Here is a 14,944-nt window from a genome sequence, read left to right on the forward strand (position 1 = left end):
AATCACGGAGTTCACGCAAAAAGCCGGAAGCCGGTGCCGACAGCTCCAAGTGAGCGTCGGCACCGGCGAGTTGAGGTCCCCGGGCGTTGTGTCAGCCCACGAGATTCTCGGCCATCTCCTCGGTGATGCTTGCCTCGGTCCCCGGGATGCCGAGGTCCGACGCGCGCTTGTCGGCCATGGCGAGCAGCCGCCTGATCCGGCCCGCGACGGCGTCCTTGGTCAGCGGCGGGTCGGCGAGCGCGCCCAGCTCCTCCAGGGAGGCCTGCTTGTGCTCCATGCGCAGCCGTCCGGCGGCCGCGAGGTGCTCGGGGACGTCGTCGGCGAGGATCTCCAGGGCGCGGCCGACCCGGGCACCGGCGGCGACAGCGGCACGGGCCGAGCGGCGCAGGTTGGCGTCGTCGAAGTTGGCGAGCCGGTTCGCGGTGGCCCGGACCTCGCGGCGCATTCGCCGCTCCTCCCACGCCAGCACCGACTCGTGGGCGCCGAGCCGGGTCAGGAGCGCGCCGATGGCGTCCCCGTCCCGTACGACGACCCGGTCCACGCCCCGCACCTCGCGGGCCTTGGCCCCGATCGACAGCCGGCGGGCGGCGCCGACCAGCGCGAGGGCGGCCTCCGGACCCGGGCAGGTCACCTCCAGGGAGGAGGAGCGGCCGGGCTCGGTGAGCGAGCCGTGGGCCAGGAAGGCGCCGCGCCAGGCCGCCTCCGCGTCGCAGGTGGCGCCGGAGACCACCTGGGGCGGCAGACCGCGGATCGGGCGGCCCCGGCCGTCCACCAGGCCGGTCTGGCGGGCCAGCTGGTCACCGCCGGCGACCACCCGGACGACGTAACGGGAACCGCGGCGCAGACCGCCGGGCGCCATCACGATCAGTTCGGAGCCGTGGCCGAAGATCTCCGCGATGTCCCGCTTGAGGCGGCGGGCCGCCATCGCCGTGTCCAGCTCCGCCTCGATCACGATGCGGCCGCTCACCAGGTGCAGCCCGCCCGCGAACCGCAGGATCGCCGAGACCTCCGCCTTTCTGCAGCAGGTCCGGGTGACGGGTAGCCGGGAGATCTCGTCCTTCACCGCTGCCGTCATCGCCATGGGCCGATCCTTCCATGCATCCGAAAAATACGGTCGTACGCGGCGGCCAACAGCTCCGGGTCGTGCCGCGGAGATCCGTCGGTCCGGGCCACCGGCGCCAGCTCGACCGCGGCGCCGAACCGTTTGGCGGCGTCGGTCAGCAAGTCGCGGTCGGGCACGGCGGCCTCGTCGGCCAGCACCACGTCCAGGGCGAGTTTAGGGGCGTGTCGTGCCAAAACCTCCAAATGACGCTGCGGGGAGAAGCCATCGGTTTCTCCCGGCTGCGGGGCGAGGTTCAGCGACAGCACGAGCCGGGCCTTGGTCTCGGTGAGGGCGTCGAGCAGTTCGGGCACGAGCAGGTGCGGGATCACCGAGGAGAACCAGGAGCCGGGGCCGAGGACCACCCAGTCGGCGTCGCGGACCGCCGCCACGGCCTCCGGCACGGCGGGCGGGTCGTGCGGCACGACGTGCACGGACTGCACCTCGCCGGGCGTGAGCGCGACGGTCGCCTGCCCCCGCACGGTGTCGACCTCGTCCGGGCGGGCGGGGTCGTGGCCCTTGACCAGGGCCTGGAGCTCCAGCGGTACGGCCGACATGGGCAGGACGCGGCCTTGGGCGCCCAGCAGCCTGCCCACCAGGTCGAGGGCCTGGACGTGGTCGCCGAGCTGCTCCCACAGGGCGACGATCAGCAGATTGCCGACCGCGTGCTCGTGCAGGTCGCCCTGGGACTGGAAGCGGTGCTGGATGACGCGGGCCCAGGTCTGGCCCCAGTCGTCGTCGCCGCAGAGCGCGGCCAGCGCCTTGCGCAGATCGCCGGGAGGCAGGACGCCCAGCTCGTCCCGGAGGCGTCCGCTGGAGCCGCCGTCGTCGGCCACGGTGACGACGGCGGTGAGGTCGCCGGTGATCCGGCGCAGCGCCGCGAGCGAGGCCGACAGGCCCATGCCGCCGCCGAGCGCGACGACCTTGGGCTGGGCGCCCCGGCGGCGCGGCTTGGCCCCGCGGGCCTCGGCGGGCCGGCCCGCCGAGCCGTCGGGGGTGACGCGGCGCAGTCTGCCCAACCGCAGAGCAGCACGTCCGGTCACTCGCGCCCCATGTCCCGGTGCACGACCACGGTCTCGACGCCCTGGGAGGCGAGGCGGGCGGCGAGCTTCTCGGAGGTGGCGACCGAGCGGTGCTTGCCGCCGGTGCAGCCGACCGCGATGGTCACGTACCGCTTGCCCTCGCGGCGGTAGCCGGCGGCGATCATCTGGAGCAGCTCGGTGTAGCGGTCGAGGAACTCCTTGGCGCCGGGCTGGTTGAAGACGTACGCGGAGACCTCCTCGTTGAGGCCGGTGTACGGGCGCAGCTCGGGGACCCAGTGCGGGTTGGGCAGGAAGCGCATGTCCACGACCAGGTCGGCGTCGACCGGGAGGCCGTACTTGAAGCCGAAGGACATGACGGTGGCCCGCAGCTCGGGCTCCTCGTCGCCGGCGAACTGGGCGTCCATCTTGGCGCGCAGCTCGTGCACGTTCAGGCTGGAGGTGTCGATGACCAGGTCGGCGTCGCCGCGCAGCTCGCGCAGCAGCTCCCGCTCGGCGGCGATGCCGTCGGTGATGCGGCCGTCGCCCTGGAGGGGGTGCGGGCGGCGCACGGACTCGAAGCGGCGTACCAGGGCGTCGTCGGAGGACTCCAGGAAGACGATCCGCCGGGTGACGTGCTTGGTCTCCAGGTCGGCGAGGGAGTCCCGGAGGTTGTCGAAGAAGCGGCGGCCACGGACGTCGACGACGACCGCGATCCGGGCCACGTTCCCCTGGGAGCGGGCGCCGAGCTCCACCATGGTGGGGATCAGCGCGGGTGGCAGGTTGTCGACGACGAACCAGCCGAGGTCCTCCAGACACTTGGCGGCCGTGGACCGTCCGGCGCCGGACATGCCGGAGATGATGACCAGCTCGGGGATGGCCGCCTCGGGGACCCCGGCTGTTTCGATGCCCGTACTCACGTGTGCTCCGTCTTCCTGTGGCGCTGGGTGCCGGGGGACATCGTCGCCCACCGCGCTGTGGGCCTCCCCGCGCTCCGCTGTGTGCTCGTGGTGCTGTTGTCCTGGACGCTCTGTGCGCTCCGGGGGTTCTGCGTGTTCCGGGAGTCCCGGGCGCTCGTGGTGCTCGGTCATGTCTCCTGCCCTCGCCGCCGGTCCGGGGTGCCCGCGGCCACGGGATCCCCAGAGGGGTCCGCCGTCGTACCGGGCTCCTCTTCCTCCATGATCTCTCCGGTCGCCGTGTTCACGGCGGGGGCGGCCGGAGCCGTCCGGGCGAGGGCCGCGGCGATCGTCTCGGCCGTCTTGCGCCCTATCCCGGGCACCTCGCAGATCTGCTCGATCGTCGCCGAACGCAGCTTCTTCAGCGAGCCGAAGTGCTTCAGCAGCGCCTGCTTGCGAGCCTCCCCGAGGCCGGGCACGTCGTCCAAGGGGCTCGCCCGGAAACGCTTGGCGCGTTTGGTCCGCTGGTAGGTGATGGCGAAGCGGTGGGCCTCGTCGCGGACGCGCTGGAGCAGATAGAGGCCCTCGCTGGTGCGGGGCAGGACCACCGGGTCGTCCTCGCCGGGCACCCAGACCTCCTCCAGGCGCTTGGCGAGGCCGCAGACGGCGATGTCGTCGATGCCCAGTTCGTCGAGCGCCCGGCGGGCTGCGGCCACCTGCGGCTGTCCGCCGTCGACGACGACGAGCTGGGGCGGGTAGGCGAACCGCTTGGGGCGGCCGTCCTCCTCGGTGAAGGCGTTCTCCTCCTCCACCCACTCGCCGGTCTTCTCCTTCTCCGCGAGGTAGCGCCGGAAGCGGCGGGCGATGACCTCGTGCATGGAGCGGACGTCGTCCTGGCCCTGGCCGTGCCAGACCTGGGTGTCCCCGACCCGGCCCTTGATCTGGAAGCGGCGGTACTCGCTCTTGCGGGCCAGCCCGTCCTCGAAGACGACCATGGAGGCCACGACGTCGTCGCCCTGGAGGTGGGAGATGTCGTAGCACTCGATCCGCAGCGGGGCGCTGTCCAGGTCGAGGGCCTCGGCGATCTCCTCCAGGGCGCGGGAGCGGGTGGTCAGGTCGGAGGCGCGCTTGGTCTTGTGCAGCACGAGCGACTGCTGGGCGTTGCGGGCGACGGTCTCCATGAGCGCCTTCTTGTCCCCGCGCTGCGGGATGCGCAGGGACACCTGGGCCCCGCGCCGCTCGGTGAGCCACTCCTGCACCGGTCCGACGGGGTCGGGCAGCGCCGGGACCAGCACCTCCTTCGGCACGGAGTCACCGGTCTCCTCGCCGTACAGCTGCTGGAGCGCGTGTTCGACGAGGTCACCGGTGGTGACGGCCTCGACCTTGTCGGTGACCCAGCCGCGCTGGCCGCGCACCCGTCCGTCGCGGACGTGGAAGATCTGCACGGCCGCCTCCAGTTCGTCCTCGGCGAGGGCGATCAGGTCGGCGTCGGTCGCGTCGGCGAGCACGACCGCGTTCTTCTCCATGGCCTTCTTCAGGGCCTCGATGTCGTCGCGCAGCCGGGCGGCCCGCTCGTACTCCATCTCCTCGGCCGCGTCCGTCATCCGCTTCTCCAGGCGGCGGATGTAGGTGCCCGTGCGGCCGGCCATGAAGTCGCTGAACTCGTCGGCCAGTTCGCGGTGGTCCTCGGCGGAGATCCGGTCGACGCAGGGGGCCGAGCACTTGCCGATGTAGCCGAGCAGACAGGGGCGGCCGGTGCGGGCCGCGTTCTTGAACACCCCGGCCGAGCAGGTGCGCACGGGAAAGACGCGCAGCAGCAGGTCGACGGTGTCCCGGATGGCCCACGCGTGCGCGTACGGCCCGAAGTACCGCACGCCCTTCTTCTTGTGACCGCGCATCACCTGCACGCGCGGGTACTGCTCGTTCATCGTGACCGCGAGGTACGGATAGCTCTTGTCGTCGCGGTACTTGACGTTGAACCGGGGGTCGAACTCCTTGATCCAGGAGTACTCCAGCTGAAGCGCCTCGACCTCCGTGGACACCACGGTCCACTCCACGGAGGCGGCCGTGGTGACCATCGAGCGGGTACGCGGATGGAGGCCGGCCAGGTCCTGGAAGTAGTTGGCCAGGCGCTGGCGCAGGCTCTTCGCCTTCCCGACGTAGATCACCCGGCGGTGCTCGTCACGGAACTTGTACACCCCGGGGGAGTCCGGGATCTGCCCCGGACTGGGGCGGTAGCTGGAGGGATCGGCCATGCTCCACACCCTACTGGCGGGGAGTGACAACCCGGGCGCCCTGTGGACAAGCACCGATCCCGGCCCCTAGCGCGTCTCCAGGAAGGTCAGCACGGCCAGCACCCGGCGGTGGTCGTCCGGCTCCTCGGGGAGCCTCAGCTTCCCCAGGATGCTCCGCACATGCTTCTCGACCGTGCCCTCGGTGACCCAGAGCCGACGGCCGATGCCGGCGTTGGACCGGCCCTCGGCCATCAGCCCGAGAACCTCCCGCTCCCGGTTGCTGAGCATCGACAGCGGATCGTCGCGTCGCTGCGCGGCGACCAGCTCCTGCACCAGCGACGGATCCACCACCGACCCACCGCGGCGGATCCGGTCCAGTGTCTCCAGGAACTCGTCCACGACGGTGATGCGGCTCTTGAGCAGGTATCCGATGCTGCGGCCGCCGGCCAGCAGCTCCAGCGCGTCCTCGACCTCGACGAACGCCGACAGCACCAGGATCCCGACCGACGGATACTTCTCCCGGATCTCCCGCGCGGCCTTCAGCCCTTCCGTGGACTGCGTCGGCGGCATCCGGATGTCGACGATCGCGATGTCCGGCAGCTCGTTCTCCACCAGGTCCATGAGCCCGGCGGCGTCGCCGGCCTGCCCGGCCACCTCGTAGCCCACACGCTCGCAGAGGCTCGCCAGGCCCTCCCGCAGGAGCACGTCGTCGTCCGCGAGCACCACCCGCCCGCGCACCGGATGCTGATCGACCTCCATGGTCTCGGTCTCCCCCTTGCCCGACCTGTCCCGTTCGTCCCGACAGCCTGCCTGAACTCGGTCTTACGGCTAGCCGGAAGCCTAGTTGGGGGCGGGCCGTGAAGACACCTGAACGTTTGGCCGCCATGCTCGAAGAAGCGCAGCCGCGGGTGGAAACCGGCGCCTCTGACGAGAGACGGCGAGACATCCGCATGCCCGTAGAGCCGGACGGCCGTCTCCGCCGTCCGATTCGACCGCCCGGAACGTACGCCCGTACCGAGACCCGGACTCCCCCCTTAGAACGGGCCTCACCGCGTACGCTTCGGGCGGTCACGGGCGCGTCGCGACGGTCGTCGCGGCCTCCTCGGGCGGCGTCAGCGGCAGCCGCACGTTCAGCGTGGTCCCGCCGCCGGGCGGGCTGGTGACCGTCAACCTGCCGCCGATCGCTTCCACCCGGTCGATGAGCCCGATCAGGCCCGACCCCTTGCCGGCTTCGGCCCCCCCGACGCCGTCGTCCCGGATGAGCAGCTCCAGCACCCCCGGGCGTTCCTCGGCCGTCACGGTCACCACGCTCGCGCGCGCGTGCTTGACGGCGTTGGTGAGGCTCTCGGAGGTGACGTAGTACGCGGCCACCTCGACCTGTTCGGGGAAGCGGGTGCGGGTGAAGCCGAGGTCGAGTTCCACGGGGACGGCGGCGCGGCGGGCCAGGGCGCGCAGGGCGGGGCCCAGGCCGCCCTTGGACAGGACGGAGGGGTGGATGCCCCGGGCCACCTGGAGCAGGTCCTGGAAGGTGTCGTCCAGGCCCTTGGCCAGCTGGTCCAGGCGCCGGGCGAGTTCCGAGGAGGGGTCGTCCACCAGGGTCTCCGTCATGCGCAGCTCCAGTTGGAGGGAGACCAGGCGCTGCTGGACGCCGTCGTGCAGATCGCGCTCGATGCGGCGCCGTGAGGCGTCCCCGGCGGCCACCACGCGCGCGCGTGAGGCGGTCAGCTGGTCGCGGCTGTCGGCGTTGGCGATCGCGGTGGCGATCAGTCCGGTGAAGTCGGCGAGCCGGGCCTCGGCACCGCGGGGCAGCGGATCGATCAGCGAGGCCGCCACGACCACACCCCAGATCCGGCCGTCGACGACGATGGGGGCGCCCACGGAGGTCTCCGACCGGGCCGCGCGCCGGGTCCTGGCGACGTCGTCGATGGTCCTGGCGGACGTCTCGCGGCGGGTCAGACAGTCGGGCTCGCCGCCGTCCACGCGCGCGTGCGCGATCCCGAGGACCTTGACGCTGCCGTCGGGCTCGTAGCGGATGACGGCCGCCGCCGTCCCCAGCAGCGACGCGACCTCCTCCGCGACCGTCGCGAACACGTCGGACGGCGGCACGCCGCGCGCGACCGCGGTGGCGACCCGGCGCAGCGCGGCCTGTTCGAGCGCGGCCCGGCGGCTCTCCGTCACATCGCGGGCGGCGGCGTAGATGAGGCCCTCCTCGGGCACCGACCGGGCGCTCCACTGGAGCCAGCGTTCGCTGCCGTCGGCACGGAGGTAGCGGTTCTCGAACTCGGCGACCTCGGCGCCGCTCGCCAGCAGCGCCACGGCCGCCCGGGTGCTGTCGCGGTCGTCCTCGTGGACGAAGTCGAGGAACGGCCGGGAGGTCAGGGTCCGGAGCGGATAGCCCAGGGTGCGTTCGAAGGCCGGGTTGACGCGCTTGAAGTAGCCGTCGACGCCGCTGATGCAGAGCAGGTCCAAGGAGAGGTTGAAGATGCCCTCCAGTTCCCGTTCGGCCCGGCGGCGCCGGCCGTGGGCCGCGGCGAAGGACGCCATGGTGCCGTTCATCCCGCCCAGCAGCTGGGCCCAGGTGCCGTCGAAGGAGTCGACGTCGGCCCGGTGTCCGAGCCGGCCCGCGTCGATCGCGGTGTTCATGGCCCGGATCTCGCCGGCCAGCCGCTCGCTGGTCACCCGCAGCTCGCGGAACGTGTCGGCGACGTCGCCGAGTTCGTCGCGTCCGGTATAGCGGATGTCGTACGAGAGGTCGCCGTCCGACAGGGCCCGGGCACCCTCGGAGACCTGGCCGAGGGGGCGGGTGATCGAGCGGCGCAGGGCCAGCGCGAGGAAGGTGACGAGGGCCAGGACGACGACGCAGATCGTCAGTTCGGTGTAGGTCCGGGCGCGGGTGGTGCGCAGGTCCCGGTGGGCGGTGTCGTCGAGTTCCCGGGCGGCCCGGTCCCGTATGCCGCGCAGGGCGTCGGTGTACTGCGCGGACTCACTGAGCCAGTCGTCGTAGGAGGGCCATTCGACGGGCTGGGGATCGGGGTCGGCGACCAGGTCGCGGGCGATGCGGACCGCGCGTCCGGGGGCCCGGAACTTCGCCGTGTGCAGTTCGGCCTTCAGCGTGTCCGACGCGGTCTGCTGGAACGCTCTGAGCTGGGCCTTCTCCAGTTCGGTCCAGCGGCCGGCGGCGGCGGTGGCGTGTCCCTCGCCGGGCGCGTGGAAGAGGATGGCGAGCTCCGCGCGTTCGCTCTCGGCGGCGGCGACGGCCCGCAGCATCGCGATGTGGGCGTCCGCCGCCCGGCCCGAGGCCCTGGTGGGACGCCCGGCTTCGAGGTCGGCCACGATGTCGAGCACCTTGTTCTCGATGGCCTCGTACCGCTGGGCGACGGTCTGCGCCGGGAGCGACCCGGTGCCCGTCTGGACCCGCACGGCGTGCAGTTGACGGCGTACGGCGTCGAGGATCCCGGCGTCGTCGGACCGGGTCCGGCCGACGGTCTCCTCGAAGGCCCGTCGCAGCGCGTGATCGGTGAACCGCTGGGCCTCGGCCCGCGCGCGCAGGGTGTCCGGTTCGGCGTTCAGCCGGGCTTCCACGGCCACGATCCGCTCGCGGGCGACGGCGTCGGCGGCCTCGCTGATCTCGAAGGACACCTCGATCGCGGTGTCGAAGTCGCCCAGGGTCCGCGCCTCCTGCCACTGGACGACGGCGGCGAACGCCGTGACGGCCAGCAGGACGGTGACCGGCAGCATGACGAGCAGCATCAGCTTGGGACCGACGCGCAGCCGGGCCAGGAACGGGACGGGGTCCACGGCCGTGGCGCGGCGGGGTGGCTCCGCCGCGGGGTGCGGGGCGGGGCCGGTCGGCTGGGCGGTGGGCGGAGCACGGCCGGGCCTCACGGTCCGGTCGGGGGTAGTGGTCGTGGTCCGCCAGGTCCTTGTCGACGGCGCGCACGGCCGCGTCCAGGGCGGGCCGTACCGCCGCTCCCCGCATGATCTTCGCGAACGCCTCGGCGAAGGCGTCGGTGATCGCCGGGTAGGCGGGGGTCTGCGGCCGGGGCGGGCGGTGCCCCGCGCAGCTGCTCTATGTAGAGGCGGGCGGGCCCGCCCTCGGCGAACGCCTCGGTGCGCTCGATCGCGGTGCCGGTGGCGGGGACGGCGCCGTTGGCGTCCGTCATCCGCAGGACTTCGTCGGGGCTCAGCAGGAAGGACAGGAAACGCCAGACGGCGTCGCCGTCTGCCGCGCCCGCGGGAACGCCCCACTGCCAGGACCCCATCCCGGTGGCGCTGCCCGTGCCGAAGTCGGGCAGCGGCACGAGCGCCACGTCGCCCGGGTGGGCCTCGGTGTAGTGCCCGTACCACCAGTGGCCGGTCCAGGACACGGGACTGCGGCCCTTCTGGAAGGCGTCCAAGTCCTTGTTCGCGTCCACGTATCCCGCCTTCACCCAGCCCTGGAGCGTCGTCAGCGCCTCGACCGTGCGCGGCCCGTTGAGCACTCCGTCGGCCGTGCGATAGGTGGAGCGTTCGATCAGGTCGCCGCCCGCCGACCAGACGGCCGGCGCGAAACCGTACGTGCCCCATTCGGTGCCGGCCCACGGCAGCTGGAGGTCGAGGGGCCTGTCGTAGCCCAGGGTGCGCAGCTTCTTCAGGATGCCGGTGAACTCGTCGGCGGTCCAGGCGTCCTGGACACCCTTCGGGATGCGTATCCCGGCCTCCTTCAGCACCGACGGCCGTACGTACAGACCGAGTCCGGAGTCGAACGTGCCGAGGCCCCACAGCCGGCCCCGGTAGGTGCCCTGTTCGAGGACCGACGGGAGCAGGTCCGCGCGCAGGGACTTCGGGACGCACGAGTCGATCGGCCGGAGGTGGCCGGACCAGGCGTGACTGAACAGCTTCGGCGCGTCGAAGTCGAGCAGGTCGGGCAGTTCGCCGTCGGCGGCGGCCGTGCGGACCAGGTCGTCGTAGTCGCCCCGGGGGAGGTCGACGAGGCGGACCGTCACCTCGTCCTGGCCGGTGTTGAACGCCTGGACCTGGGCGCGCACGGCGTCCAGTTCACCGGGCGCCGACGGCTGGTGGAACCACATCGTGATCTGCGCGGGGGCGTCGATCCGTCCGTCGCAGGTCGCGTCCGCGGCCCGCCGGGGGCGCTCGCCGTCGTCCCCGCCCGTCTCACAGCCCGAGAGCAGCAGGGTCATGCAGAGCAGCAGCGCCGCGCGGGCGCGGGACGTCCTCGGGGCGCCGAGCCGTCCGGTACCCCGGGGAGCGCCTCGCCGGGGCCGGGCGGCGCGGGTCACGGACCGCTCTTCGGGTAACCGTCGTGGGCGGCGAGCTCCTGGTCGATGGCCTCGACCGCGTCGTCCAGCGTCTTGTCGACCGGCGCTCCGGAGAAGACGATGTCGGCGACCGCGTGCGAGAAGGCGGCGGTGACCGCCGGGTACGCCGGTGTCTGCGGCCTGGGCCGGGCGGTCCCGCCGCGCAACTGCTCGATGAACAGCCGCTCCGCGCCGTTCTCGCCGTACAGCGGGGAGCGCTTCACCGCTCCCTCGGTCCCCGGGATCGCGCCGTTGGCCTCGCTCATCCTGACCACCTGCTCGGGTCGCAGCAGGTACTCCAGGAAGCGCCACACCGCGTCGCCGTCGGCCTCCCCGGAGGGGATGCCCCACTGCCAGGACCCCATGCCGGTGACGGTGCCCGTGCCGAAGTCGGGCAGCGGCACGATCGCCACGTCGCCGGGGTGCGCCTCGCTGAACTCGCCGTACTTCCAGTGCCCCATCCAGGAGATGGGCGTGCGGCCCTTCACGAAGGCGCTCTTGTCCTTCTTGCGGTCCCTGTCGACGTACCCCTCCTGCACCCAGCGCTGCATGGTGGTGAGCGCCTCGACGGACTCGGGGCCGTTGAGGAACCCGTCGGCCGTGCGGAACTCCTCGGGGTCGATGAGGTCCCCGCCGGCGGACCACACGGCCGGTGCGAAGGCGTAGGTGTTCCACTCGTCGGCGGTCTTCGAGTCGATGAAGTTCAGGTCGAGCGGCGCCTCGTAGCCCGCCTTGCGCAGCGTGCGCAGGATCTCCGTCAGCTCGTCGGCGGTCCAGGCGTCGTCGACGCCCTTCGGGATACGCACGCCCGCGTCCTTCAGCACCGACGGCCGGACGTACAGGCCGAGCCCGGAGTCGAACGTGCCGACCCCCCACAACCGTCCGTCGTACGTGCCCTGTTCCCTCAGGGAGGGCAGCAGGTCCTTCCTGGTCCTCGCGGGTACGCAGGAGTCGATCGGCCTGAGGGTGCCGGACCAGGCGTAGCTGTAGAGGTTCGGGCCGTCGAAGTCGAGCAGGTCCGGCAGATCGCCGCTGGCCGCCGCGGACAGCACCAGTTCGGTGTACGGGCGCTGCTCGGGCAGGGTGACCAATTCGACCCGTACCTGATCCTGGGCTCGGTTGAACTCCTTGACCTGGCTCTTCAGCGTGGTCTGCTCACCGCTCTGGCCCGCGTGGAACCACATCGTGATGTGTGCGGTGCCCTCGATCCTGCCGTCGCAGGTCGTGTCGCCCGCCGCCTTGTCCTTCTCGTCCACCCGGCCGTCGCTCGCGCCGCAGCCGGACAGGAGCAGCAGGGCGGCCGCCGCGCCCGACATCAGGGCACGGCGGACAGGACGTTTTCCGAGGTCCCGGCGTTGCGTCTGCATCGCACACCCCCACTCGACCGGACGGGACGGCCCCCAGGGCGACGACATGCTACTCCTCGTGTCGTGTGCGATTCCCTGAGTGAGAGCGAACCCGTCCACCCGTCACGGGACTTCAGCGCATTCCCGCCGACGGGCGTCCGTCGGCGACGACACTTTACGGCTAGCCGGAATGTATGCCCCTGACCCCCCTTGGGAGGCTGTGCCCATGTCCATGCGCTGTCTCATCGTCGATGACAGTGCCCGGTTCCTGGAGGCCGCCCGTACGCTGCTGGAACACGACGGCGTGCACGTCGTCGGTGTGGCGTCCACGGGCGCGGAGGCGCTGGCACGGGCCGTGGAACTGGCCCCGGATCTGGTGCTGCTGGATGTCGACCTCGCCGGCGAGAGCGGACTGGAGCTCGCGCCGAGGCTCGCTCGCTCGGCCGCCTCCGTCATCGTCCTCATCTCCACGCACCCGCTGGACGACATCCAGGAGCTCGTCGCCGCCAGTCCCGCCCGCGGTTTTCTGCACAAGTCGAAGCTCTCGGGCCAGGCGCTGCGGGACCTGTCGGGGCCCGATCCGGGGCCGCCGGCGCGGTGAGGAACCCAGCGACGGTGTCCGGCCATGTCGCGCGGCAGGTGTTGTCGGGACTTGGTCAACACGCTTCAATGCGGAGGAACTCGGGGTCAGGAACGCGGCCGTACGGATGTGAAGACGGACGGCCGCCGAGGGTTCCTGGAGCCCGAGCGTCCGCCGGGCGCCCGATCGGCACGCGCGGTCCCGAGCACACGTCGCGCACAGCACTCGTCTACGGAAAGGTTCCTGCATGCGGCACGCCACAGAGCACGCGGACGTCGCGGCGGTCACGGACGCCGTCGTCGCGGACGTCGCCACGGCGGAGCTGGAGTCGGTCCTGCGGGGCGGCCCCTTCCACGTCGCCCTGCGCGCCGCGATCGCCGCCCGCGGACTGCCGCTGCAGCGCGTGCAGCACCATCTGACGCGGCACGGCGTCAAGGTCGGTGTCACCAGCCTCAGTTACTGGCAGCAGGGCGCCCGGCGTCCGCAGCGCCCCGAGTCGCTGCGGGCCGTGCGCGCCCTGGAGGAGATTCTCCAGCTCCCGGACGAGTCGCTGATCCGGCTGCTCGCCGGGGCCGACGAGCAGTCCGGTCCTGACGAGCCCGCCGGCCGCTCGTACCGCTCCGTCGTGGAGGCCGACGGCGTCCTCGAACGGCTGCTCGCCGAACTGGGGGCGCCGCCCGGCGGCGGGATGCACACCGTCGGCCACCACGAACGGGTCCGCATCGGCGCCCGCCGCGAGCTGCTCGGCCGCGAGTCCCAGCAGATCGTGCGCTCCCACCGGGACGGGGTGGACCGCTATGTGGCCGTCCACCACGGCGACCCGGGCTGCGCACCGGAACGGATCGCCGTCCGCGCCCTGGAGAACTGCCGCAGGGGACGGGTCCGCTGGGACCAGGACACCGGTGTCCTGGTCGCCGAGCTGCTCTTCGACACCCGGCTGCGCAGCGGCGACACCCACCTCTTCCGCTACGGCTTCGACGACGGCACGGCCGGTGCCTGCACCGAGTACGTCCGCGGGTTCCGCTCCACCGGCGGCCAGTACGCCCTCCAGGTCCGCTTCGACGAACATGCCCTGCCGCTGCGCTGCCACCGCTTCAGCCAGCACTCCGCCGCGGCCCCACGCGGGGGTCGGCAGAACCTAGCCCTGAGCGACCTCCACCGCTCGGTGCACCTCGTCGAACCGCGGGTACGCACGGGCATCGTGGGGATCGGCTGGTCCTGGGAGTGAGCGGGCCGACCGGGCGGTGAGGGCCTTGGCGGCGGCTGAGGCCATGGCTGGGCCGGAGGGTGAGCGGTCACGGGGCAGGGCTGGGCTTGCGCCGCCGCGTCCACGGCGGGGGTGAGCGGTCGCGGAGCGGGCGGCCCTGGGGCCGGGCGGGAGCCCGACGCGGGGCACGCGCCTTTGCGATACTTTCCGGCCGAGAGCCCCCAGAGAGGATCGTCCCGTGATCGTCGTCGCCGGTGAAGCCCTGATCGACCTCGTCCCGCAGGGCGCGGGCGCGCTCGTGGATCTGCGGCCGGCCCGCGGCGGCGGCCCCTACAACACGGCCGTGGCGCTCGGCCGTCTCGGCTCCCCCACCGCCTTCTGCTCCCGGATGTCGTACGACGCCTACGGAGAGGCCCTGCTGGACGGCCTGCGCGAGGCCGGCGTGGACGTGACCGCCGTGCAGCGGGGCTCCGAGCCCACGACCCTCGCCCTGGCCTCGATCAGCACGGACGGCTCGGCCCGGTACTCCTTCTACGTCGAGGGCAGCGCCGACCGCCTGTTCGAGACCCCCGACCGGCTTCCCCGGGGAACCCGGGCCGTCTCCTTCGGCACCTGCTCACTCGTCCTGGAGCCCGGCGCGAGCGCGTACGAGAAGCTGCTGCACTCGACCGCCGCCCAGGGCGTGTTCACCGCCCTCGACCCCAACGTCCGACCGGGTCTGATCCCGGACGCGGACGCCTATCGGGCCCGCTTCCTGAGCTGGCTGCCCTCGGTGTCCTTGCTCAAGCTCTCCGAGGAGGACGCTCGGTGGCTGGGCGGCACCCCGCGGCTGTGGCTGGACTCCGGCCCCGCCGCCGTCGTCGTCACGCACGGCGGCGACGGCCTGACCGTCCACACCCGGGCCGGCGCGGAGCACTCCGTACCGGGTGAGAAGGTCGACGTCGTCGACACCATCGGCGCCGGTGACACCGTCAACGCGGCCCTCCTGCACGGCCTGGCGGCCCAGGACGCGCTCTCCGACTCCGCCCTCGCGGCGCTGGGCGCCGACGACTGGATCCGCCTGCTGCGCTTCGCCGCCCGTGCGGCGGCGATCACCTGCTCCCGGGCGGGCGCCGAGCCGCCGTACGCGGCGGAGGTGGGCGAACCGCGGTCCCTCGTGCCCGAGGTGCGCGAGGTGCCCGGGGGCTGACGGTCGCGCGGAACACGGCGGCTCGCCGCGCAGGCCGACGAGTCGACAGGCGGCGGCCCGCGGGGAGTTCCCGCGGG

10 protein-coding genes and 1 pseudogene are annotated in these 14,944 nt (G+C 72.6%); 3 read left to right on the top strand and 8 right to left on the bottom strand.

Going from position 1 to position 14,944, the window contains the following annotated elements:
• Positions 1-91: 91 nt before the first annotated feature.
• The 8 genes and pseudogenes from whiA to E4N62_RS14410 form a co-directional block, all read right to left on the bottom strand.
• A complete protein-coding gene (gene whiA / locus E4N62_RS14375) occupies positions 92-1,081 on the bottom strand; it encodes a DNA-binding protein WhiA (RefSeq protein ID WP_184895496.1) in 990 nt (329 codons plus the stop codon).
• Positions 1,072-2,142, bottom strand: a complete 1,071-nt coding sequence (gene yvcK / locus E4N62_RS14380) for a uridine diphosphate-N-acetylglucosamine-binding protein YvcK (RefSeq protein ID WP_230214526.1) — start codon at positions 2,140-2,142, stop codon at positions 1,072-1,074. Before yvcK ends, whiA begins: the two co-directional genes overlap by 10 nt.
• Positions 2,139-3,209 carry an RNase adapter RapZ gene (gene rapZ, locus E4N62_RS14385; protein WP_230214528.1) on the bottom strand — a complete coding sequence of 357 codons (1,071 nt, stop codon included), beginning with the start codon at positions 3,207-3,209 and terminating at the stop codon, positions 2,139-2,141. Before rapZ ends, yvcK begins: the two co-directional genes overlap by 4 nt.
• Positions 3,206-5,269 (bottom strand): excinuclease ABC subunit UvrC, encoded by a 2,064-nt coding sequence (uvrC, locus tag E4N62_RS14390; protein ID WP_230214531.1) that lies wholly within the window; start codon positions 5,267-5,269, stop codon positions 3,206-3,208. The genes rapZ and uvrC overlap by 4 nt, the downstream gene beginning before the upstream one ends.
• Before the next feature lie 66 nt (positions 5,270-5,335).
• On the bottom strand, positions 5,336-6,007 hold the full coding sequence (locus E4N62_RS14395; protein WP_230214534.1) for a response regulator transcription factor: 672 nt from the start codon (positions 6,005-6,007) through the stop codon (positions 5,336-5,338).
• 309 nt (positions 6,008-6,316) lie between these two features.
• The gene (locus E4N62_RS14400; RefSeq protein WP_230214536.1) at positions 6,317-8,998 is read right to left on the bottom strand and encodes a PAS domain S-box protein; all 2,682 of its coding nucleotides are present in this window, start codon (positions 8,996-8,998) and stop codon (positions 6,317-6,319) included.
• A 145-nt stretch (positions 8,999-9,143) separates the two neighbouring features.
• Positions 9,144-10,527, bottom strand: a pseudogene (locus E4N62_RS14405) (ABC transporter substrate-binding protein); the annotation flags it as partial.
• The gene (locus E4N62_RS14410) at positions 10,524-11,912 is read right to left on the bottom strand and encodes a sugar ABC transporter substrate-binding protein (protein WP_230214539.1); all 1,389 of its coding nucleotides are present in this window, start codon (positions 11,910-11,912) and stop codon (positions 10,524-10,526) included. The pseudogene E4N62_RS14405 and the gene E4N62_RS14410, both read right to left, overlap by 4 nt.
• A 205-nt stretch (positions 11,913-12,117) precedes the next feature.
• Here E4N62_RS14410 and E4N62_RS14415 point away from each other — a divergent pair, with 205 nt between their 5' ends.
• The 3 genes from E4N62_RS14415 to E4N62_RS14425 all read left to right on the top strand — a co-directional run bounded on the left by E4N62_RS14415 (position 12,118) and on the right by E4N62_RS14425 (position 14,867).
• Entirely contained in the window at positions 12,118-12,492 is a 375-nt protein-coding gene (locus E4N62_RS14415; protein WP_230214541.1) for a response regulator, read from the top strand.
• Between the two features lie 226 nt (positions 12,493-12,718).
• Positions 12,719-13,699, top strand: a complete 981-nt coding sequence (locus tag E4N62_RS14420) for a hypothetical protein (protein ID WP_230214544.1) — start codon at positions 12,719-12,721, stop codon at positions 13,697-13,699.
• 217 nt (positions 13,700-13,916) lie between these two features.
• On the top strand, positions 13,917-14,867 hold the full coding sequence (locus E4N62_RS14425; RefSeq protein ID WP_230214547.1) for a carbohydrate kinase: 951 nt from the start codon (positions 13,917-13,919) through the stop codon (positions 14,865-14,867).
• Positions 14,868-14,944 lie beyond the last annotated feature (77 nt).

Origin of the sequence: Streptomyces sp. MNU76, assembly GCF_020982545.1 — a bacterium.
Taxonomy (GTDB): Bacteria; Actinomycetota; Actinomycetes; order Streptomycetales; family Streptomycetaceae; genus Streptomyces.